This window comes from Oculatella sp. FACHB-28 (assembly GCF_014696015.1).
Lineage (GTDB): Bacteria > Cyanobacteriota > Cyanobacteriia > Elainellales > Elainellaceae > JAAUTN01.
Genome location: NZ_JACJPJ010000035.1, coordinates 246428 through 267392, shown reverse-complemented (window position 1 = coordinate 267392; position 20965 = coordinate 246428). Strand labels below are relative to the sequence as shown.

The 20965-nt window shown below is 50.4% G+C and carries 19 protein-coding genes; 9 read left to right on the top strand and 10 right to left on the bottom strand.

From position 1 onward, the window contains the following. Positions 1–27 precede the first annotated feature (27 nt). Complete coding sequence (locus H6F88_RS03670) at positions 28–810, bottom strand: hypothetical protein (RefSeq protein WP_199314063.1); 783 nt, start codon at positions 808–810, stop codon at positions 28–30. A 268-nt stretch (positions 811–1078) separates the two neighbouring features. After that, complete coding sequence (gene hetZ / locus H6F88_RS03665; protein WP_190641374.1) at positions 1079–2221, bottom strand: heterocyst differentiation protein HetZ; 1143 nt, start codon at positions 2219–2221, stop codon at positions 1079–1081. 317 nt (positions 2222–2538) lie between these two features. Here hetZ and H6F88_RS03660 point away from each other — a divergent pair, with 317 nt between their 5' ends. Further along, the gene (locus tag H6F88_RS03660; RefSeq protein WP_190641373.1) at positions 2539–3012 is read left to right on the top strand and encodes a hypothetical protein; all 474 of its coding nucleotides are present in this window, start codon (positions 2539–2541) and stop codon (positions 3010–3012) included. Between the two features lie 24 nt (positions 3013–3036). Next, positions 3037–3456: a VOC family protein gene (locus H6F88_RS03655; RefSeq protein ID WP_190641372.1), complete on the top strand. Its 420-nt coding sequence runs from the start codon at positions 3037–3039 to the stop codon at positions 3454–3456. A gap of 200 nt (positions 3457–3656) precedes the next feature. Here the strand turns inward: H6F88_RS03655 and recG are convergent, their stop codons facing one another. From recG to rpsB, 4 genes are all read right to left on the bottom strand, one after another. Then, positions 3657–6173, bottom strand: coding sequence for an ATP-dependent DNA helicase RecG (gene recG / locus H6F88_RS03650; RefSeq protein ID WP_190641371.1), 2517 nt, complete (start codon positions 6171–6173; stop codon positions 3657–3659). Between the two features lie 25 nt (positions 6174–6198). Further along, the gene (locus H6F88_RS03645; protein ID WP_190641370.1) at positions 6199–7317 is read right to left on the bottom strand and encodes a primosomal protein; all 1119 of its coding nucleotides are present in this window, start codon (positions 7315–7317) and stop codon (positions 6199–6201) included. Positions 7318–7448: 131 nt separating this feature from the next. Then, positions 7449–8108: a translation elongation factor Ts gene (gene tsf, locus H6F88_RS03640; protein ID WP_190641369.1), complete on the bottom strand. Its 660-nt coding sequence runs from the start codon at positions 8106–8108 to the stop codon at positions 7449–7451. A gap of 104 nt (positions 8109–8212) precedes the next feature. Continuing rightward, on the bottom strand, positions 8213–9004 hold the full coding sequence (gene rpsB / locus H6F88_RS03635) for a 30S ribosomal protein S2 (RefSeq protein ID WP_190641368.1): 792 nt from the start codon (positions 9002–9004) through the stop codon (positions 8213–8215). A gap of 174 nt (positions 9005–9178) precedes the next feature. Here rpsB and H6F88_RS03630 point away from each other — a divergent pair, with 174 nt between their 5' ends. After that, on the top strand, positions 9179–11002 hold the full coding sequence (locus tag H6F88_RS03630) for an ABC transporter ATP-binding protein (protein ID WP_190641367.1): 1824 nt from the start codon (positions 9179–9181) through the stop codon (positions 11000–11002). Positions 11003–11070: 68 nt separating this feature from the next. Here H6F88_RS03630 and H6F88_RS03625 read toward each other — a convergent pair whose 3' ends face one another. Both H6F88_RS03625 and btpA read right to left on the bottom strand, forming a co-directional pair. Then, on the bottom strand, positions 11071–12003 hold the full coding sequence (locus H6F88_RS03625; protein WP_190641366.1) for a vitamin K epoxide reductase family protein: 933 nt from the start codon (positions 12001–12003) through the stop codon (positions 11071–11073). A gap of 125 nt (positions 12004–12128) precedes the next feature. After that, positions 12129–12986, bottom strand: a complete 858-nt coding sequence (gene btpA / locus H6F88_RS03620; protein WP_190641365.1) for a photosystem I biogenesis protein BtpA — start codon at positions 12984–12986, stop codon at positions 12129–12131. Positions 12987–13458: 472 nt separating this feature from the next. Here btpA and rimO point away from each other — a divergent pair, with 472 nt between their 5' ends. The 3 genes from rimO to H6F88_RS03605 all read left to right on the top strand — a co-directional run bounded on the left by rimO (position 13459) and on the right by H6F88_RS03605 (position 17211). Next, positions 13459–14826, top strand: coding sequence for a 30S ribosomal protein S12 methylthiotransferase RimO (gene rimO, locus H6F88_RS03615; RefSeq protein ID WP_190641364.1), 1368 nt, complete (start codon positions 13459–13461; stop codon positions 14824–14826). Between the two features lie 9 nt (positions 14827–14835). Beyond that, positions 14836–16284 carry a DEAD/DEAH box helicase gene (locus H6F88_RS03610; protein ID WP_190641363.1) on the top strand — a complete coding sequence of 483 codons (1449 nt, stop codon included), beginning with the start codon at positions 14836–14838 and terminating at the stop codon, positions 16282–16284. A 138-nt stretch (positions 16285–16422) separates the two neighbouring features. Beyond that, a complete protein-coding gene (locus H6F88_RS03605) occupies positions 16423–17211 on the top strand; it encodes an exonuclease domain-containing protein (protein WP_190641362.1) in 789 nt (262 codons plus the stop codon). A 6-nt stretch (positions 17212–17217) separates the two neighbouring features. Here the strand turns inward: H6F88_RS03605 and H6F88_RS03600 are convergent, their stop codons facing one another. After that, positions 17218–17826: an FAD-binding domain-containing protein gene (locus H6F88_RS03600; RefSeq protein WP_190641361.1), complete on the bottom strand. Its 609-nt coding sequence runs from the start codon at positions 17824–17826 to the stop codon at positions 17218–17220. 80 nt (positions 17827–17906) lie between these two features. On the opposite strand from H6F88_RS03600, the gene H6F88_RS03595 reads away from it, so the two are divergent. Genes H6F88_RS03595 through smpB form a run of 3 tightly spaced genes read left to right on the top strand, consistent with a single transcriptional unit; the run spans position 17907 to position 19304 of the window. Further along, positions 17907–18500: an HD domain-containing protein gene (locus tag H6F88_RS03595; protein ID WP_190641360.1), complete on the top strand. Its 594-nt coding sequence runs from the start codon at positions 17907–17909 to the stop codon at positions 18498–18500. 45 nt (positions 18501–18545) lie between these two features. Beyond that, positions 18546–18812, top strand: a complete 267-nt coding sequence (locus tag H6F88_RS03590) for a YciI family protein (RefSeq protein ID WP_190641359.1) — start codon at positions 18546–18548, stop codon at positions 18810–18812. A gap of 24 nt (positions 18813–18836) precedes the next feature. Next, the gene (gene smpB, locus H6F88_RS03585; protein WP_190641358.1) at positions 18837–19304 is read left to right on the top strand and encodes an SsrA-binding protein SmpB; all 468 of its coding nucleotides are present in this window, start codon (positions 18837–18839) and stop codon (positions 19302–19304) included. 3 nt (positions 19305–19307) lie between these two features. Here the strand turns inward: smpB and H6F88_RS03580 are convergent, their stop codons facing one another. Next, entirely contained in the window at positions 19308–20708 is a 1401-nt protein-coding gene (locus tag H6F88_RS03580; RefSeq protein ID WP_190641357.1) for an IctB family putative bicarbonate transporter, read from the bottom strand. Positions 20709–20965: the final 257 nt, after the last annotated feature.

Below are 20965 nucleotides of genomic sequence, written 5' to 3'. Positions count from 1 at the left end.
CCCTATATCCTGTAACCCTCACTTGCATTACTCCGCTTCGGTGACAAACCGAATGGCAAAGACCAGCGGAGACAGGTTTGCCCCATCCAGGCGAACTTCCAGGCGATTGGTTTGTCCTGGTTCTGGGTCAGGGATTTCAACGCTGAGGCTGCCAGGGTTAGACCGCTGGGCGATCGCCTCGGCATCAGCACCTTGAAACTGAAGACTACCAGGGCAAGGTAACACACCTTGTACCCGCAGTCTTCCTGTGCTGATTTGGTACTCAGCCGTGAGCGTCAATGCTCCTGCTGCGGTCTGCCACTGGCGCTCTATTTGAGGCTGGCTGGGCGACACGGTCAGCGTCAGAGATTCGATAATTTCACGAGCAGCAATCAGCGACAACGCCATGCGTTGAGCCGGAGTTGCAACATCATAGTCGCTCGGAAAACCTTCCTGGAGGCGAGACGGTTGGGAAGCCACAGCCGCAGAACGGCTGGGCGAAGCAAGTACCAATCCGGCTAACTGGTTGAGCGCGTTAGACTGCCCTGGAAACAGGGATTCTACCGCCTGGACTAACTTTGCACCTTCCCGCAGTGAAGTTTGCACCACTTCCTGGCACTGCTCTAGCAAATTTGCCAGAATGGTTTCAGGCATGGGAATGGGAAGGCTGAGATTTTGAAGCTGAGTCGTCCAAAAATAAGCCGGAACTACGTCAGGTGTCGCTGAGTCGAAGTACTCGCAAACCTCTGTCTCCCAGGGGAATAGAGGAGGCTTGTGTTCGATTTCAGCCCGTAAACGGCGCTGAATCAAAGCATGAAAACGATCTTGCACGGCAGGTCTATCTCCCGATTCAAATAATTGACTCTCTCCAGGGGAAAATGGGTACCCTGAAAAGAAAAAACGATTCGATCCGTTGAATTGGCTTGGCGGGATGCTAACCTCTTCCGAATCGAGTGGATCTGAGTCATTTAATTGCTGCTCGACTGCCCCAAACTCATCTAAACCAGTCTCTTGACTAGAATCCCCTGATGGCCTTGAAAAGTTTGGATTAGGTTCCTGTAGCAGCCAAGCCAGCAAGTTTTTTATGGCTTCTGTATCCCTATTCATCGGTTGATGCACCTGCTCCGGATACTAAATTATTTCGTATTTCCCAAGCTTGCTCTAATAGTTTCGACCATTGTTTCTGAACCTGTGTGGCAGTGCAGCCCAAGGCTTGGGCGATCGCCCCATCAGCTAACCTCTTTTGCTTTAAGCGCAAAAGCTCAAGCTGTTGTGGTGTAATTCTATCCTGGAGTAATTGCCACTGCTGTGGCGTTAAACCAAAGTTACGTTCTAGGTCGGCTTCTAGCCATTGATGCACCAATTCCCAGTGATGCGAGAGCGCAAACCGGATCAGATGATACTTAAACCGCTGCTGAAGATAATCTCGCTGGCGGGGCGTGAGCTTGAGAATTGCCTCAATTTCATTCGCAGGCAAATCTTGTAATCTTAACGCAAAGTAGTCTGCACAGTCGGTCTGCTGCCGCTCTTCCAGGTAGTTCATCAATTCTGCAATGACTGCATGACGCAGCACATCCTCCGCAGGTTCAGGTTCTTGAGCCACCATTTGCTCTCGCACCTGCTGCACTGAGGCAGTTCCCCAACCCCGCTCATTTTCACCGGACATGCCTTCGGCGGCTTGCTCCATATCCACGGAGGTTTCGGGCGGCTGCTGCTGGGAGAAGGTCTGTGCCCGCAGAATGATGAGCTGCTGACTGCGACGACCCGGCAATGGAATTCGCCGTTTGCCATAGCGCTCGGTGAAAGCCATGTATTCAGACAGTTCCAGGAGCGATCGCGGCCGATAGGTCGCGGGCATCTGGTTTTCTCGTCGAAACGCATTCAGCGCTTCAATATAGAAACCCTGGAGGAAGTCTTCAATCAGCGTTAGCCGAGCCTGGTAGCTGGACTGCACCTGGGGTGGGGTAATGTAGCGGTAAATCACTGCACTCAGGGTACTGTGCAGTTCTACCCGTCCCCGCTGGGAGCCTAGCTGATAGTACTTCAAACATTGCTTTGAGCGATGTCGAGCTAATGTGACTGACCAGGTTTCTACTTCTCCAGAGGCTTGAATACGCCTACTTTCTGAACAAATACGGGTGACTTCCCCCGTGAGCCGGGTGGCAACATCTCGACAGTTCTGCTCAGACGCTTGAGTGGACTGTTTTAATTCATCAAACAGTAGGTTAAAAATCGCCTCCACGCTCTAGACGTTCTCCCCCTGACGGTAAATTGCTACAAAGAAGCTAACACAATCAAACGCGATCGCCACTATATCTGATCCCCCTCATTCACCAGAATCCGGACTAAACGGCACATTTTTTGGCACTTAATTCTGCCTTGCAAGCAATTGGCAAGGATTAATCAGCCGTTGCAAGTATAGACTACTCCAACTTTTTTTGATGGGAATAGTCTATGGAAGGATGTGTTTGAATGATAAAGGTGCAGCTGTAGAAAGGCGCTCGCTTCTGGCTGAATCAGTCTAGACTGGGAAGGCAGGAGCCTTTTGCCACCGTCATCATGGACTTAGACCAGCAACTTCAGGAACTGATTGACCATGCGCCCCCTGACGGCACAACTCCGGGAATTGTTCAAACCATTGCACCTGCACTCAAGCTGATTGCAGCCCAGCTTAAGCACCTCGAATATTACGTTCTGCAAACTCTTGATCAGGGTTGGGTAATGACAACGTTGAGCAACCGCAATCAGCCCGATGTTGAGAAAAATGTCATTTATGCTTTTCCTACTCTTAAAGATGCGGCTTCTGGTCCGAACTCACCCAAGAATCCAGAGGTGATTGTAATTCCCGTGCCCGTCACGCATATTTTGTTTCAGATGATGGCGATGAAGTCAGCAGATAGCATCATCTTTTTTGACACACCTGGCAATCTTGCTAGCGGCGTTGAGGTGAAGCGGACAGACTTACAGAATGTGATTCAATTGCAGTGGCAGCAGTCCCAACCAGCCCCTCAAGTGCCTCCTGACATTGCTTAACCAGTTATCTAGGTAGCTTAAAGAATGACCATTCGACCTTTCCATCTTGCATTTCCCGTCAAAGATTTAGAAGCAACTAGAACTTTTTATGAGCAGGTTTTGGGCTGCACTATTGGTAGGACTTCTGATAAATGGATTGACTTCAACCTGTTTGGACATCAGGTCACCGCCCATCTTAGCCCTGGTGAAGTGAGGGATGCTCAGGCAAATCAGGTTGATCACAAGAACGTGCCTGTGCGTCACTGGGGCGTGATTCTTGAGATGGAGCAGTGGAAGGAACTGGCTGAACGCCTGAAGCAGCAAAACATTCAGTTCGTCATCGAACCCTACGTTCGTTTTAAGGGAGAAGTAGGAGAGCAAGCTACTCTGTTTTTCCTTGACCCCAGTGGCAATGCGTTAGAATTCAAAGCCTTCCAGCACGACGAATCAATTTTTGCCTCCTAAAATCGTAGGTTGGGTGAAGCAAAGCGGAACCCAACGCCAAAATGCTTGCGATAGTGAGTTTTGCTGTATTTCATTCCTATTAGCTGTTTGCAGCTCATTCCCCCTAAGGGCGTAGCATTCGGGCAAGAATCTTTGGTTTGCTTCAAGGTTTATCTGCCGAATGCTGCGCCCCACAATAGGCGGTTGCTATTTAACCTTCTTCAAGTCAGAATTGCCCCACCCATAAGGCGACGATAGCGGTAGGTGAGTTCGGCTTTCATTAGTGACCAGCGATCCAAAGTGGGGTCTTTTTCAATCACTTTCTCTGCGGCTTCTCTGGCAAGTTCCAGCACTTCCTGATCTTCGACCAAACTAGCCAAGGCAAAATCGGGTAGACCTGATTGGCGGGTGCCCAACACTTCACCGGGTCCGCGAAAGCGCATATCCATTTCGGAGATAAAGAAGCCATCCTGGGATTGCTCTAGCACTTTTAGCCGCTGACGAGCTGTTTCGTTTTTAGAACTGCTCATTAGCAGGCAAAAGGACTGCGCTGCTCCTCGCCCGACCCGCCCCCGCAGTTGGTGAAGTTGGGAAAGTCCGAACCGCTCGGCGTGTTCAATCAGCATTACGGTGGCATTAGGAACGTCTACGCCAACTTCTACAACGGTGGTAGAAACCAAAATTTGGCTGTGGTTGTCCCGAAATTGGTTGATTGCTTCGTCCTTCTCAGCGGAAGTCATGCGTCCGTGCAGCAGACCGACCTGAAATTCAGGGAAGATGGTTTCCTGGAGCCGCTGATGTTCGTCGATCGCAGAGCGCAGGTCTAGCTTTTCAGATTCTTCGACCAACGGCAGTACAACGTAGACCTGCCTGCCCTGAGCGATTTCGCGGCGGATCAGGTCGTAGGCATGGGAGCGATCGCTTCCTCCCAAAACAGTTGTCTGAATTGCCTTACGTCCGGGCGGCAGTTCATCAATCTGGCTTACATCCAGGTCACCATGCATTGTCAGTGCTAACGTTCGGGGAATCGGAGTCGCTGTCATCGTCAACACGTGAGGATGATCTCCCTTTTGCTGAAGTCTAGCCCGCTGCTGTACGCCAAATCGATGCTGTTCATCAATTACGACCAGCCCAAGTTGCTGAAACTGAACCGGATCTTCAATTAGCGCATGAGTGCCGACCAATAGCGGTAGCGCTCCAGTTTCCAGATCTGCGTGAATTTGCCTGCGTTTGGCAGTTTTAGTAGAGCCAGTGAGCAATTCTACGGGCAGGTGCAGCAGGTTAAACCAACTGACCAACTTGCGGTAGTGCTGCTCTGCCAAAACTTCCGTAGGAGCCATCAGCGCTGCCTGGAAGCCCGACTGAATTGCTGCCAAAATTGCCACCACTGCCACTACCGTTTTGCCAGAGCCGACATCTCCCTGCACCAGACGATTCATCGGAGCAGGCTTTTGCAGATCGTTGAGGATATCGTTGACAACGCGCTGTTGAGCATCGGTGAAAGTGAAAGGCAAAACCTGATAGAAATTGTTAATTAGCTCACCCGTTGGCGCGAGAATAGCGGTAGTTTGCTCCTGACGCTGATTCATTCGACGTTTGAGCAAACCCAGTTGCAGATAAAAGAATTCGTCGAACACAAGTCGGCGACGGGCAGCATCCAAAGCTTCACCGCTAGGGGGAAAGTGAATGTGGGCGATCGCCTCCTGCACTCCAATCAGCCCATACTTATCGCGCAATGCTTCTGGCAACGGGTCTTGCAGGTTTGCCGCTGCTGGAATCGCTGCAACCACCGCTCGTCTCACTAGATCTACTGCAACTCCCTCCGTCAACGAGTAAATGGGGACAACCCGCCCCACCTTCATCGATTCGATGGAACTGCCTGCATGGTCAATCACCTCAATTTGCGGGTCATCCAGCGTTACGCCGTACTTACTTTTTTTCACTAGCCCGGATGCCGCAACTACCGCACCAGGAGGATACATCCGCTTTTGCTGCTCTTGCCAACCGCGATTACGGTAACGAGTTCCGGCAAAAAATTTGCTGAGCTTAATTTGTCCTGTATGGTCGCGCACGATTAGCTCGAAAATGGTCAACTTGGCATTGCGCGGACTGTTGAAACAGGTGCAGCGCTTCACCGTGCCAACCAGCGTTACCGTTTCGCCCTCTGCCGCATCTCGAATGTTGACTTGGCGGGCGTAGTCAATATGGTCACGCGGGTAATAGTAGAGCAAATCCCGCACAGTAAAAATTTCTAGCTTTGCCAGTCGCTCGCTGTTCTTCGCACCAATTCCCGGCAAGTAAGTAACTGCCTGATCAAGCTCAATTTTGGTTCTTGGCTCAACTAGCGGAGCCGTACGAGGTAGCTTAGTTTTGGTCTTGGTTGCCTGAGAAGTTCTTGCAGAAGATTTTGAGCTGTGAAGATTCTCTGCCGAAGCTTCTTCCCCTTCCCCTAATCCCTGATCCCCCTTCCCCGACTCTAATTCCCGCCGCACCTGATATAGCGTTCGCCTTGTGTCTGCAACGAGATGTTGGCGTTGAGCAAAGGATAGGTCTGAATAGCTGGCAAAGCGGGTGGCGATCGCCTGCAAGCGCTGCTGTTCGGCGGGAGGCAACTCTACGGGCGGTCGATTCAGACTGAGGTTGAGAAATTCACTGAAGCGGTACTGGTTGCCCACCAGGTCATTGAAGCCTCGTTCAGCTTCAACGGACAAAGCTTTTTGCAATCGCAGCCAATCCATTTGTGCAATGCTTCCTCAAATGCAATTATTTCTCAAACCAGCTTGATCTCCAGGCATCTTCTGCTTCGGCGATCGCCCGTTCTCGCTGCTTTTTCTGATATTGTCGCCCCAACTGAACCAGTCGAGCCAAAAGGCTACGAATTTTGCTGCGCCAAGTCGAAAGGGTCGCATCGCTAAATTCAATCTCTGATAACCTTAGTTGAATCGCAATAATGTGAGTGACAGCAGATTCTTCCTCGTCATCGTCGTCTGTCTCTACCAGCAGATTCAGTAAGTTTGGCGGTCCGGAGACGGCTTCTGTCGCCAGTCCTGACTTGGCAGCCACTTCCAGAACAGGCTCAGGCAACTTGTCAGGCAGAATGGAGGCTTTTTGAAGCAGGCGATTTGCGGCGTGAGAAAGGGTTTGCAGCATTTCCACGATACCCTCTTCGATCCGCTCTTCCCAGTAGGCAATTGCCTCTGGGCTATCCAGAACGTCAATCGTTGCAGTCGGTTTCTGCTCTTCAGCGATCGGTGATTCCTCTTCAGAAGCAGACGTTACCTCAGGCGGTACATAAGCTTGAAATTCGGACTGTTCCTTTGAAGCCAGGTCCAAAGGTAGTTCTGACGACTCAACTTTCAAAGGCTGAGATTCTAAAGGCTGAGATTGTGAAGCTTGAAATTCTAAGGTTTGGGATTCTGAAGTTTGGGATTCTGAAGTTTGGAGTTCTGAAACCGAAGCTTGAGCAATGTCAGGTGTGTCTGTTACTTCCGTCTCATCGGGTTCCGTCTCATCGGGTTCCGTAGCATCATCTACTTCATCAGGCTCGACCTCATCATCTATCTCATCTTCGTCCTCATCTGAGGAAGCGACTTCCAGATAGGCAGCTTCAATCAGCTCAATTAGTTGAACTTGGGCTTGCTGAACTAGCTTTTGCAGCGACTGCTGGAGATTTTGCCGCTGGCTAAAGGACAGTTTCAAAAAGCGCTCAGGATAGCCCTTAGTGCAAATGTGGTAGCTAGCCAGGATTAGCTGCTGGCGCACAGACTGCCCTAATTTGGTGAGATATTGATGGTAGGTGTCGTGAAATTCTTGGGCGATCGCCCTCACCCTCTCATCTAAAGCAGCAATATCTTGCTCAATTCGTTCAACTGCTCCCGCCATAGCCCTAAGCTCTCAAACCATTTCTAGAAAAACTACAAAAAAGACAGGTCATCAGCATCGCTAGACCTGCCTTTTTTACAACTCACGATTGGGATGCAAACTCAAATCCCTTGACCTAACGTAGCTAGCTGTTAAGCAGTACCCGTTTGGGCAGCAACTTCAGCCGCAAAATCGCTTTCTTCCTTCTCAATCCCTTCACCCAACACAAAACGAGAAAACCGGCGTACCTGAATGTTTTCACCCAGTTGAGCTACGTTTTGCTTAACTAGCTCTTCTACCGTGATGCTCTGATCTTTAATGTAGGGCTGGTCCAACAGAGATAGCTCTTTCAGGCGCTTCTCAATCCGCCCCTGAACAATCTTTTCGCGAATGTTAGCTGGCTTATTAGATAGGTCATCTCTGCCCATCTCAATCGCCTTTTCTTTTTCCGCAATTTCAGCCGGGATATCGCTTACCTTGACGTATTCAACGTTAGGAGTTGCGGCAATCTGCATTGCGATGTTTTGTACTAGCTCTTTGAAAGCCTGGTTCCGAGCTACAAAGTCGGTCTGGCAGTTTACTTCTACCAAAACGCCGACTCGTCCGCCCGTGTGGATGTAGCTGCCAACCAGTCCTTCTGCAGCAACCTTTCCAGCTTTCTTCTCAGCGGAGGTAATGCCCTTTTGTCGGAGCCATTCCGCTGCTTTGGTCATATCGCCCTCGGTCTCTTGGAGGGCTTTTTTGCAGTCCATCATGCCTGCGCCCGTCTTTTCGCGCAGTTCCTTGACGAGTTTTGCAGATATCTCCGCCATTGTGCTTAGATCCCTCTACTTTAAAAATTTTGAGTTTTGAATTTTGAGTTTCGAGTAGTGCGTGAAATCAAAACCCGAAACTCATCACTCAAAACTTACATGAACTAATCTTGCGATTCCTCTTCTTCCTCTTCGTCGGGGAAGTCACTTTCGTCGTATTCGTAGTCTCCCTCGGCACCTTCGTAATCCTCAAAGTCTTCTTCAGCTTCTAGCTGACCGTGACGACCTTCATAGATTGCGTCGGCTAAGCGACCCACTATTAGCTTAATGGACCGGATTGCATCATCGTTAGCGGGAATCGGAATATCTACAACATCAGGGTCGCAATTGGTGTCTAACAGCGAAACAATGGGAATTCCTAGTTTTTCGCATTCCTGGACAGCGTTGTATTCCCGCTTTTGGTCAACGATCAGTACGATGTCAGGAACTTTCCGCATCGCCTTGATGCCGCCGAGATACTTTTGCAGCTTCTCAAGCTCCCGGCGCAGCACAGATGCTTCTTTTTTAGGTAGAAGATCAAGCGCTCCGGTTTCCTGCCGACGCTCCAGTTCCTTAAGCCGATCAACGCGAGTTTTAATCGTCGCCCAGTTGGTTAACATTCCACCCAACCAACGCTGGTTGACATAGTAGGAACCGCAACGGGCTGCTTCTTGAGCAACGATCCCGGCTGCTTGGCGCTTGGTGCCCACAAATAAGACTTTTTTGCCTTGCTCAGAGGCAGTGCGCATGTAGGTGTAGGCCGATTCCATTAACTGGGCAGTTTGCACCAAGTCAATGATGTGAACCCCATTTCGAGCCGTGTAGATGAAGGGCGACATCTTGGGATTCCAACGGCGAGTCTGGTGCCCAAAGTGAACTCCGGACTCCAAAAGTTGAGCCAAAGAAACGACTGGCATAAATTTTCCGAACTCCTTTCGGGTTATTCCTCCATCCGGGAGCATTTCTGAAAGTCAGAAACACCCGAAAACCCAGATGTGCGAATTTAGACAACTGTTCTAGGGTAGCACATAAAGTCCAACGGGCTGAAAGTCTATGCTGGAAAAGATAAGTGCGATCGCCCCCTTTCCTAAATGCCTGATTCTAGACGTGATCCCCAGACTCGATTCTGGGAAATGGTAGCCAACACGCCCCGCCTGGTTCGCCTGGTTTGGGATGCTGCTCCTCGCTGGCTGTTGCTCAATTTAGCCATTACTATACTGGGTGCCCTGATTCCAGTCGCACAACTCTACGTCAGCAAGCTAATTGTCGATCGGGTAATTAGTAGCCTGGGAAAACCTGACACCGACTGGATACCGCTTATTACCTTGGTGGGATTGGGCTTAGGGTTAGCCTGCCTGCAAGGGGGGTTGAGCAAATCAAAAGAGTATGTGTCTCGCATTTTGAATGACGAGTTTACGCTTCACGCCAACCATGTGTTGCTCCAGCAAGCAGTGCGGCTTGACCTGGCACACTATGAACTGCCGGATTTTTATGACACGCTCAGTCGTGCCCAGCAGAGCGGCAGCACTTACCCCGTCCGCGTTTTAGGAACGCTGAACTCCTTGATTGGGCAGGTCGTCAGCTTTGCCGGACTGCTAACCTTGCTGCTGAGTTTTAGCCCAGTAATTATGCTGCTGCTGTTGCTCACTTCGGTGCCTGCCTTTTGGGTGGGGATCAGTTTTTCGGGACGGCGATTTTGGATGTTGCGTCACCAAACCCAGAGCGGGCGATTAGCAGACTACCTGCAAACGGTGCTGCTCAACCAGAAATATGTGAAGGAAGTGCGACTGTTTAACCTGAGCCAACATTTGCTTGACCAGTGGCAAACGATTCGGGCTGGCTTTAATGAAGAGTCGAGGGCACTGGCAGCTAAGCAAAACTCGGTGCGCTTTGGAATTGGAGCGATCGCCAGTCTGGGCTTTTACGCAGCCTACGCCTGGGTGATTGTTCAAACGGTGCGAGGAGTGATTACAGTCGGCGATCTGACCATGTACTCTGGGGCGTTTCAGCAAGCGCAAACTCTGCTTCAGGGCATTTTAGAAAATGTGGCGCTGACCTACGAATACAACCTCTACGTGTCGCAGTTCTTTGAATTTCTCAACCTCAAGCCCGAAGTTGTTAGCCCGCCAAATTCTCTCGCTTTTCCTAACCCAATGCGGAAGGGGCTGCAATTACGAAACGTTACCTTCACCTATCCAGGGGCAACAGAACCAACATTACGCAACCTGAATTTAACCGTCAGTCCTGGAGAAAGCATTGCCCTGGTCGGGATCAATGGCGCAGGTAAAACCACGCTGCTTAAGCTTTTAACCCGATTCTATGATCTGGATTCTGGCGAAATCACTGTGGATGGCATTCCACTTCCCAGATTTGACTTGACTGACCTGCGGCGCAACATCGGCGTGATCTTTCAAGACTTTGCCCGCTACGACCTGAGTGTGCAGGACAACATCGGTTTTGGCGATTTGCGCGAACACACCAACCAACCGCGCATTCAGCAAGCCGCTAAAGATGCTGGAGCCGCCGAGATTATTGACAAGCTGGATTATGGCTACCAGACCATGCTGGGCAAAATCTTTCCGAATGGCACCGATCTCTCAGGTGGTCAGTGGCAAAAGGTGGGATTGGCGCGGGCATTTATGACCCCGGCACAGATTTTGATCTTGGATGAACCGACAGCGGCTTTGGATGCGATCGCCGAATACGACCTATTTCAACGCTTTCGCCAACTCACCCAAGGGAAAATGACCTTCCTGGTTAGTCACCGTTTCTCCACCGTTCGCATGGCCGATCGCATCGTTGTCCTGGAACACGGTCGAATTGTCGAAATGGGCAGTCACGATGAACTGATGGAACAGGGTGGACTTTATGAGCAAATGTTTAGCCTACAGGCATCAAGTTATCAAGAAGGATAATGGGCAGAAAGCACAGAGGGGCAAACAGTCGTTTGCCCCTCTACGCAGAATTTTCAACTGCTTAACGACTAGTTTCTGAAATCTCGTGAACCTTGGTAGCCAGATGCATCAGCTAGCTGTTCCAGGGTTTGGGTACCACCGTAGTACTCCCCGTTGATTTCCCAAGTGGGATAGCCTGCCACATTATCAGAATTAGCTTGACAAAGAGCAGTCTGCGGATTTTGACCGCCCGGATCGCATTCTATATAAGTAATCTGTGCGGCGGCCTCTTTCCCAAACAGTTGCTTTTGGTCGTTGCAGTGAGGGCACCACCAAGCTCCATACATCTTGGCTCCAATATTGGTAAGATGTTGAGCTAGAGCAATTTCAGATTGACCAGAAGTAGTAGTAATTGGGTCTCCGGGTTCGCCAGGAACTGACGATGTTTCTGCGGTCACCGGATTGTTAATACCGGAGTAAATTCCCAGCGTTCCAACCAGAGTCACCATACTGACCAGAACTCCAGTGAACATGACTTGTCCTACATCGTCCCAGGAACGTCCCAACAGCGTCAGTGCCAGCAAGCTAACACTAAGGACAGCAGAGGTAATGCAGTATGGACAAACTGCCTGAATTTCCGCTGCCAACAGATACATCAGGTAAGCGCTGAATACTGTCATGGCAGCCGCTCCCACAAACAGCAATTGCCACGTCCAGTTCTCTAGGTTTTGGCGAAGTTCACGATTTCTATCGGGACTAATGACGAGCGGAGCCAGCGCCATTAGTCCCATGCTGGTGTATGCCAGGAAGCCAAACAGGGTTAGGGGTAGCCCAAAAACAGTTGCGTAAGGGCTGGACAGCACCTGACCACATCCAGCAGCACAGGAAGCAGGATCGCCTAACAGCTTGAGGGCAGTAAGGTAAGCTGTTCCCAACGCACCCACTGAGGCGATCGCCGCAATCAGGTACCGAGCATTGCGCTGAATCCAGGGGGCTTCACGTCGGCGGCTTGTACGACTCATAAGGTTTCACTCTAAAACTTGCGTCAAGGTTGTCTTAAAGACCACATTTGAACCAGTCTGACTGATCTATTCTGGCTCAAACTGCCTCAGTACGTAATACCAATTCTCTCCAAGGCTGCATAACCCTATTCCAAATAAGACGGAACTGCAACCGACGAAATTGGCTGAGACTGAGCCTTCTCTGAAACGCTGCGCCGCATCGCTTCAACAAACTGGCTAACGCGAATCGGGTCAATCGGCTGCTCGATCTTGCCACGACGTTTGAGCGAACTGGAGACAATTACACCATTAGCCGCCTGAATTAGTCGTGGAATATTTTCCCAAGTTGCCCCACTGCCTATGAATACAGGAGTTCCATTGGCGGCAGCGCTGGCTAGCTCCAGATCTTCCAGGCTAGGTGGGCTACCTGTTGCCCAGCCCGATAGAATCACGCCATCTGCCAACCCCCGCTCGATCGTCTCCTGCACAGCCGTCGTCAGGTTGGGGGAACCTAGCGGACGGGCATGTTTGACCAGCACGTCTGCCAAAATTTTTACATCACTGCCCAACTCACGTCGATAGCGTAACAGTTGGTGAGCTTGCCCCTCGATCAATCCCTGGTCGGTTGCCATAACACCGGTCAGGACGTTGACGCGGATAAATTGAGCATTGACGCAAGTGGCGATCGCCAGTGCGCTTCGAGCATCATTTCGCAGTACATTAATCCCGATTGGCAGCGTTACCATGTGCATCAGCCGTTGCACCACCAAGCTCATGGCGCTCACAACTGCGGGATCAACACAATCCTTGGCAAATGGCGCATCAAAAAAGTTTTCTACGATGATGCCATCTACCCCACCCGAAGCAAGTGCAGTCGCTTCTTGCTCAGCTCGGTCGATAACGGCTTTGAGACTCCCGCCCCACCGAGGAGAAGTGGGTAGGGGCAAAAGGTGAACAACACCAATAACAGGATTTGCGGTCTTGAAAATCTGATTTAAGTCCACGTTTCTAGAATTCGGACTCAGTGCTATTGAACAGTTGGTAAAAAAGATGCACGAACGATCTTTGGTCGTTTGCGCTTACAACCTACTCTAACAGCGAATGCACCCGTGCAAATAGTCCATCCTCAATCGGCAAGCTGCTAAATTTGCGACTCTTTCAGAATGTCATGTCCAAACGACAATAGACTTAAAGCACTGCACCCACCCAGAGTTAGACAATAAGGTTGAGTAATTTGAGATTTGTGTAGTTATGTTGTGCAATCTGCGTTAAGATGGCAACAGCAGCCTCGATAGATGCGATTGCGATTTAGTGATATCTGTTTAGCACTGAGTGTTTCAAAGAGCGTTTAAGCTTGAATGTTTAACACTGAGAAATGTAGATATCCCGATGTAGGGGCTGGTTTATAGATTGAGCGATCGCCACATACTCGCACCTGAAACTCTTATTCACCCCTAATCACTGAACGTTAACTGCATGGGCAACAAGCCAGTCGTCGCCGTCTCCCACTTGGGCTGCGAAAAAAACAGAATAGACACCGAACATATGCTGGGACTGCTAGTCGGTGCAGGCTATGAAGTAGACAGCAATGAGGAACTGGCGGATTTCGTCATCGTCAACACCTGTAGCTTCATCCAGGCAGCACGAGAAGAGTCTGTCCGCACCCTGGTAGAATTAGCAGAAGCAGACAAAAAGATTGTGATCACAGGCTGCATGGCACAGCACTTTCAGCAAGAGCTGTTGGATGAATTGCCTGAGGCCGTTGCAGTTGTTGGGACTGGAGACTATCACAAAATTGTTGAGGTGCTCCAACGGGCTGAAGCCGGAGAGCGCGTCAAAGAGGTTTCTGCCGAGCCAGTTTACATTGCTGATGAAACAACTCCTCGCTATCGCACAACGACCGAAGGAGTTGCTTATCTGCGTGTAGCAGAAGGGTGCGACTATCGATGTGCGTTTTGCATCATTCCTCACCTGAGGGGGAAGCAGCGATCGCGCTCCATTGAGTCCATCGTCGCAGAAGCCAAACAGCTTGCCGCAGAAGGGGTGCAGGAGATCATTCTGATTTCTCAAATTACCACCAACTACGGTTTAGACCTCTATGGCGAACCCAAGCTTGCTGAGTTATTGCGAGCTTTGGGCGAGGTCGATGTTCCCTGGATTCGGATGCACTATGCCTATCCGACCGGATTAACCCCCAAAGTCATTGAAGCAATCCAGGAAACGCCCAACGTTCTTCCGTATCTAGACTTGCCGCTTCAGCACTCTCACCCAGAAGTGCTGCGGGCAATGAACCGCCCCTGGCAAGGACAGGTAAATGATGTCATCATTGAACGGATCAAAGCAGCATTGCCCCAAGCTGTTTTACGAACGACCTTCATTGTGGGCTTCCCTGGCGAAACTGAACTGCATTTTGAACATTTGATGCAGTTCGTCAAACGGCATCAGTTTGACCATGTTGGCGTGTTTACCTTCTCTCCCGAAGAAGGTACGCCTGCACATTCTCTGCCCAACCAACTGCCCCAAACCGTAATGGAGGCAAGGCGAGATGCGCTGATGCAAATTCAGCAGCCGATTTCTCTTCAACGGAATCAGGCTGAGATTGACAAAGTTGTTGATGTCTTGATTGAACAAGAAAATCCGCAAACCGGAGAACTCATTGGCCGGTCTGCCCGATTTGCCCCAGAGGTAGATGGATTGGTTTACGTTCAGGGAGAAGCGCGGTTGGGATCAATCGTGCCAGTAGCGGTTACCGCTGCTGATATCTACGACCTTTACGGTTACGTCGCTGACACCAAAACGCAATTGAGAGGCGCGCTCAGCCGTGTCTCTACAAGTACATTCTAAGGAGACTCGATGACCCTTTCCTTCAATAGCTTAGGTCTGTCTGAGGCGCGTGTGCGTCTTCTCGAAAAGCTGGGTTTCACAGCCCCAACTACTATTCAGGCACAAGCGATCCCCCACCTTCTTTCAGGTCGAGATGTAGTAGGTCAGGCACAGACAGGCACAGGCAAAACTGCCGCCTTCTCCCTACCACTACTAGAGCAGATTGACGTTAGCAATTCTGCAACTCAGGCTCTGATTCTGACCCCGACTCGTGAATTGGCAGTTCAAGTTTGCCAATCCATTCGCAGTTTCTCGGAAGACCGTAGACTTCACATCATGGCTGTCTACGGCGGACAAGCGATCGATCGCCAAATTCAACGGCTTCATCGCGGTGTTCAAATCATTGTCGGTACACCCGGACGAGTACTTGACCTGCTTAGCCGGGGCGACCTGAAGCTCAACCAGTTGAACTGGTTGGTACTGGACGAAGCCGATGAAATGCTCAACATGGGTTTTATTCAAGACGTTGAGAAGATTCTCAGTCAGGCTCCCGGTGAGCGGCAGACTGCGTTTTTCTCAGCCACAATGGAGCCCTCGATTCGGGAACTGGCAACTAAGTTCTTGCGATCGCCCGTTACGGTTACCGTCGAGCAGCCCAAAGCTGCCCCTACCCGGATTAACCAGATTGCCTACATGGTGCCACGCGGCTGGACAAAGGCGAGAGCTTTGCAGCCCATTTTGGAACTGGAAGATCCCGAATCAGCTTTGATCTTCGTCCGCACTCGTCGTGCTGCTGCTGAGTTGACCCGCCAGCTACAGGCTGCTGGTCACAGCGTTGATGAATATCATGGCGACCTCAGCCAGTCTCAGCGAGAGCGGCTATTGCTGCGCTTCCGTCAGCGCCAAGTGCGTTGGGTGGTTGCAACCGACATCGCTGCACGGGGCTTACATGTGGAAGACCTAACTCACGTCGTCAACTACGATCTACCTGATAGCGTCGAGAACTATGTCCACCGCATCGGTCGGACTGGACGTGCTGGTAAAGAGGGAACCGCGATCTCGATCGTTCAACCCCTCGATAAGCGCAAGCTAAAAGACATCGAGCGGCACATTCGCCAACGCCTTGAGCTTGGCACGATCCCCACTCGCGCTCAGATTGAAGCACAACACCTGGAGAAATTGCAAGCTCAAGTCCGGGAAGCACTGTCGGGTGAACGGATGGCATCCTTCTTGCCAATTGTGGCAAAACTGAGTGAGGAGTATGATCCCCATACAATCGCTGCTGCTGCATTGCAGATGGCCTATGACCAGACTCGCCCTGCTTGGATGCGTGTTGATCAAGGCTTCTCTGAAGATGTGATGAGTGACGAGCCAAGACGCAGTTCGAGAGATAGAGGAGATAGAGACAGAGATAGAGATCAGCCCAAATCGAAGCCGATTAAGCGATCGCAGCATACCTCTGTTTCTCCTCAGAAGTAAGATTGAATAATAGGTAACCGGTAATGGGTAATGGGTTGTTGTGATCCATTACCCATTACTTGTAAGGAGTGACAAACATTGGTCTAGGCATTGCTCATTGGACTGAGTAACTTCCAGCAATAAGGAGATGGGGATCAGGTGCTTTCAAAGGAACTGCTTAGCTACTATCGTCAGGTCAGTCAGCAAACGCTGACAGTAGTTGATGTGGAAACGACGGGAAGCATCGCCACCGCAAATCGAATTACTGAAATATCGGTTTTGCAAGCAACCCTGGCAGAAGGAGTTTTGCACCAACAAACTGATTTAATCAATCCTAAAACTCCGATCCCCGAAAAAATCGTTCAGTTTACGGGCATCACTCAAGAAATGGTCAGTCAAGCTCCTGTAGCAGCCGATGTGTTGCCATCCTATCTTCCTCTTCTAGGTGAAGGAGTCCTGACGGCGCATAACCTGGAGTTTGACTATCCATTTTTGCGGGCAGAGTTTGCCCGAATGGGAAAAGCTTTTATCCGTCCTGAAGACCAGCAGCTCTGTACCGTGCAGCTTTCGCGTCTAATGCTGCCCGATTTGCCGTCACGCAGCTTGCCCAACCTAGTGAGATATTTTCAATTTAAGGTCGGCAAATCTCATCGAGCTGAGGCAGATACGCTTGCTTGCTGGCTTTTGGCAGAACGGTTGCTCACCGAAATTGTAAATGAGCCAGATGAGTTGCTGTTAGCTCGTTTTGCTAAGCAGAGAATTCCTCTGAAGTACGTCGCTAAACTGTTGGGCTGCTCCTCAAAAACAGCTCAATCTCGACTTGAAGCAGCTGGGATTCATTCTCGTAAAGTAGGGCGCAGTAGAGACGTGACAACGATGTATCAGCGAGGCGAGGTGGAGCAGTTTTTTTACGACCAGCAGGGAGATAGTCAGTTGTCAATGCTGTAAGCCACTTCAAGGCAACAGACTCAGCTGAGTTACACCATCTGATGTTTTTGATTTCTTCGATCGCCTCTTAGATTGGTGGGGCTTGATCTCCACGTGCGCCACAAACCAGGTACGAAGAGCGATCGTCCCTTCCATATTCAACGCATCCAAGTCGAGCGGCGACGGAAACATGTCAATATCCGGCAACTTTGCCCAACCGATCTCACTATTAAATCGCTCTGCCCCGAACGGGATCACCGATTTGGGCAGTCGTGGCAAATGCGGGATCACGTTTTCCTGGTTCATAGAAATCTGACGCTGTTGCTGAAGCTGCTGTACTCGTCGCTGACGAACCGCTTTGTACTTCAGGATAGGAGCAGGATAACCCTTGATCCCCGCAGGGGAACCTAGCGCGGCAGCGGGTAACTTTGCCAGTTCTGGTACCCATTGTTTGATAAATGCACCCTCGGGAGCACAGCGATCAACGACAACTTGCTCTGAGTTGTAAATTCTTGTCCAGATTTTATTGACGCAGTGCGTTACACCCGCTTGCATTGCCCATTGATAGGGGTCAATCGGACAATTGCCGTCAATAAGATGATGCATAAAGTGCAGTGCGCCAAACCGCCAGTTCATGCCCAGCAAAGCGATCGCCCATTCCCAACTCCCTCCACCGACTCTGATATTCTAATGGCGTTGAATTCCAAAGGCTTAACGTGCAAACCGAGCGACTTTCTCAGCAAATCCAGTTCATCATCGAAATTGACAAGCTTAAGGGAATTTTGCGCCAGACTTTATTAGTTGATGAATCGCGGCGAGAAAACAGTGCAGAACATTCCTGGCATCTGGCACTGATGGCAGTTTTGCTAATTGAGTATGCGCCTGCGGGGGTTGACCTGCTCTCTGCGATCAAGATGCTGCTGATCCACGATCTGGTCGAAATCGATGCAGGAGATACGTTTTGCTACGACTTACAGGGAAACGAAACTAAGGCAGAACGAGAAATACAGGCGGCGACTCGGCTGTTTGGGCTATTACCACCAGAACAAGGCGTTGAGTTGAAGAAAATTTGGCAAGAATTTGAGGCGCAAGAAACCGCTACGGCGAAATTTGCAGCCGCTCTAGATCGCTTGCAGCCCGTATTGCATAATCAGCACACGAGAGGGGGCACCTGGCAAATCCACAACATTCATCGCGATCAGGTTGAGCAGCGGGTCAGCCCCATTGAAACAGGTGCACCTGAGCTATGGCCATTTGTGCAGAAGTTGTTGGACGACTGCGTTGCAGCAGGCTATCTCTCCCCCGCCTGAGTCCCGTTCAGGTTATCCTGGATTTCGGTAGAAAAAAGCCATCTTATGCCTTGGTTTGTCAAAATTGAAAAGGGTATCGTAGACAAATCCACTTTTGACTGCTCTGTTCCCGCTCATAAAGCTTACGTCAAAGACCTGATTGCCAAAGGACACAAAGCACGGACAGGCTATTGGGCGGAGTTTGGCGGTGGAATGCTGTTATTTAAGGCAGATTCGCTAGAACAGGCGAAGGCGATCGTTGCTCAAGATCCCTTAGTCCAAAATGGTTGCGTCGCTTATGAATTACACGAGTGGCGCATTGTAGTTGAGTAAATTTATCTCTCCACAGCGTGCGTAATGAGTGATAGTAGTGACGGTTACAAAATTGTTAGCGATAATCGCCAGGCCCGTTTTCTCTATGAGATTTTAGAGACTTACGAAGCAGGGATTGAGCTAAGGGGAACTGAAGTTAAGTCGATTCGGCAGGGCAAAATTAACCTGCGAGATGGCTATGCGTTGATTCGTAATGGTGAAGCATGGCTATACAACGTGCATATTTCACCGCACGAAAGTGCCAGTCAGATATTCAATCATGATCCACGTCGCACTCGGAAGCTACTGCTGCACGGGCAGGAGATTCGTAAGCTGATTGGGCAGGTTGAGCAAAAGGGCTTGACTCTAGTGCCGCTGAAGGTTTACCTCAAACGGGGCTGGCTGAAGGTAACGATCGCCTTGGGCAGAGGTAAGAAGCTGCACGACAAGCGCGAAGACCTGAAACGCAAGCAGGAGAAGCGCGAAATCGATCGGGCAGTGAAGAATTACTAGACGTTAGGCTGCTTCGGCATTCTCAAAAGTTTGGTCTTCAACGATCGCCCTTGACGGCATGTAGTAGCTAGCAATCAGCGCCACCATCAACCACCACAGGGTGCTGACTTGGGGACGATACCAAACTGTATCGACTAAGCCGTGGGCCAACATTCCGCAGAGAGTGGCGATTGCTGCCATTAACCAGAATCCTTCACGGCTGTTGAATTTACGGAGTCGCCGAAGTTGAAGCCAGCCCTGATTGAGCGTGACTAACAGCAGCCAGATGAAGCAGCTCAGTCCAATGAAACCAGTTTCGACTGCAATTTCTAGGAAGACGGAGTAGGCACTTAAAGCCGTGTAGCCTGCTCGCTGATAGCGTGGATAAACCCGATTAAAAGCTTCGTTGCCAGGACCAATTCCTAGTATGGGGCGATCGCGAATCATATTCTGAACCGCAGCCCAAACATTGAGGCGGAAGTTATTGCTGCTGTCTTCCCGCCCGGCAAAGATGCTGAGGAAGCGATCGCGCAGTTGAGGAACCGAAAATACGGACACAATTACAAACGCAGTCGAAACGCCCAACACAATCGGAATTGCCCAGGGTCGCCAGACTCGCGGTAAATAGACGCTGTACCAGTAAACCAGCAAGATCATCAGCACAAAGCCAGCGATCACAAAGCCGATCCATCCGCCCCGACTAAAGGTCAAAACCAGACAGGCGGAATTGACCAGCGCCATCACGACTGCCAATGCCTTAGGCAGCCAGCCCTTCCAGGCAAAAACTGCTGCGGCGCTAAGCATCGAGGCAGGCAACAGATAAGCGGCTAACAGGTTTGGATTACCTAGATAGCTGTAGACCCGAGTTGTGCCCGCTAGCGTAGATTCGGCATCGACCCAAGTTGCCAGGGCTGCTGCTCCAAAAAACCATTGCCGGATGCCGCCGACACCCACTACCAGAGCGGTTAGTAGGTAGCCTGTGATCAGCAAAGAACGGAGTCGGGGTGATCGCAGCACTTTTGCCAGCAACACAAACAGCAGCAGATACAGCGTTAGTTTAATTAGCCCTGAAAGAGCATCTGCTCTAACGGGTGAAATGGCTGTGGCGATTACTGCAATTCCCCAGTAGAGCAATACCAGCAGGTGAATCGGGGTCAACCCCGTTCCTGATTCATCGGAAAGGGTTAACAACACCCAAAATCCGGCACAGGCGATCAGCAAAACCCCAATGAGTGTAGTTGAGACGAAGGGTGCGAAGGCAAGAACGGCGATCGCCAACAGCGTCCCAATCAAGTCTGCCTGCTGCATCAGCCAGCTACTTCGCCGCCATTCTCTTAGTAGCCCAACTAGCCGATGTGCATAGCTCGCATCGCCCCAACGGGCAGGCGATAAATTTGTCAAAGTAATCTGTTGCCAGACATTCATAAAAGATGTTGTGAGGTGTTGCGTGATGCGGCGTTGAACTCAAAAGACTTGCTGTTGTAGCTTCTTCATCATGTGTTTTAGAGAATATATCACCGTTTGAGACCCGAGGTGGATTTGAGATCTCGTGTTCAAACAGACAATTGAGGCACAGTGTATGACTAGCTAACCTGCAACTGGCGACCGTTGAAACAAGACGATCAGGACTGCGGTGATGGTGCAGTTTGTCCACCTTGTAATTAATCTGCAATAGCGCGACT

Bases quoted from the DNA above. Each gene is read 5' to 3' on its own strand.
- H6F88_RS03660 (WP_190641373.1), top strand. From the start codon at position 2,539: ATGGACTTAGACCAGCAACTTCAGGAACTGATTGACCATGCGCCCCCT.
- H6F88_RS03655 (WP_190641372.1), top strand. From the start codon at position 3,037: ATGACCATTCGACCTTTCCATCTTGCATTTCCCGTCAAAGATTTAGAA.
- recG (WP_190641371.1), bottom strand. From the start codon at position 6,173: ATGGATTGGCTGCGATTGCAAAAAGCTTTGTCCGTTGAAGCTGAACGA.
- H6F88_RS03645 (WP_190641370.1), bottom strand. From the start codon at position 7,317: ATGGCGGGAGCAGTTGAACGAATTGAGCAAGATATTGCTGCTTTAGAT.
- tsf (WP_190641369.1), bottom strand. From the start codon at position 8,108: ATGGCGGAGATATCTGCAAAACTCGTCAAGGAACTGCGCGAAAAGACG.
- rpsB (WP_190641368.1), bottom strand. From the start codon at position 9,004: ATGCCAGTCGTTTCTTTGGCTCAACTTTTGGAGTCCGGAGTTCACTTT.
- H6F88_RS03630 (WP_190641367.1), top strand. From the start codon at position 9,179: ATGCCTGATTCTAGACGTGATCCCCAGACTCGATTCTGGGAAATGGTA.
- H6F88_RS03625 (WP_190641366.1), bottom strand. From the start codon at position 12,003: ATGAGTCGTACAAGCCGCCGACGTGAAGCCCCCTGGATTCAGCGCAAT.
- rimO (WP_190641364.1), top strand. From the start codon at position 13,459: ATGGGCAACAAGCCAGTCGTCGCCGTCTCCCACTTGGGCTGCGAAAAA.
- H6F88_RS03610 (WP_190641363.1), top strand. From the start codon at position 14,836: ATGACCCTTTCCTTCAATAGCTTAGGTCTGTCTGAGGCGCGTGTGCGT.
- H6F88_RS03600 (WP_190641361.1), bottom strand. From the start codon at position 17,826: ATGAACTGGCGGTTTGGCGCACTGCACTTTATGCATCATCTTATTGAC.
- H6F88_RS03590 (WP_190641359.1), top strand. From the start codon at position 18,546: ATGCCTTGGTTTGTCAAAATTGAAAAGGGTATCGTAGACAAATCCACT.
- smpB (WP_190641358.1), top strand. From the start codon at position 18,837: ATGAGTGATAGTAGTGACGGTTACAAAATTGTTAGCGATAATCGCCAG.
- H6F88_RS03580 (WP_190641357.1), bottom strand. From the start codon at position 20,708: ATGAATGTCTGGCAACAGATTACTTTGACAAATTTATCGCCTGCCCGT.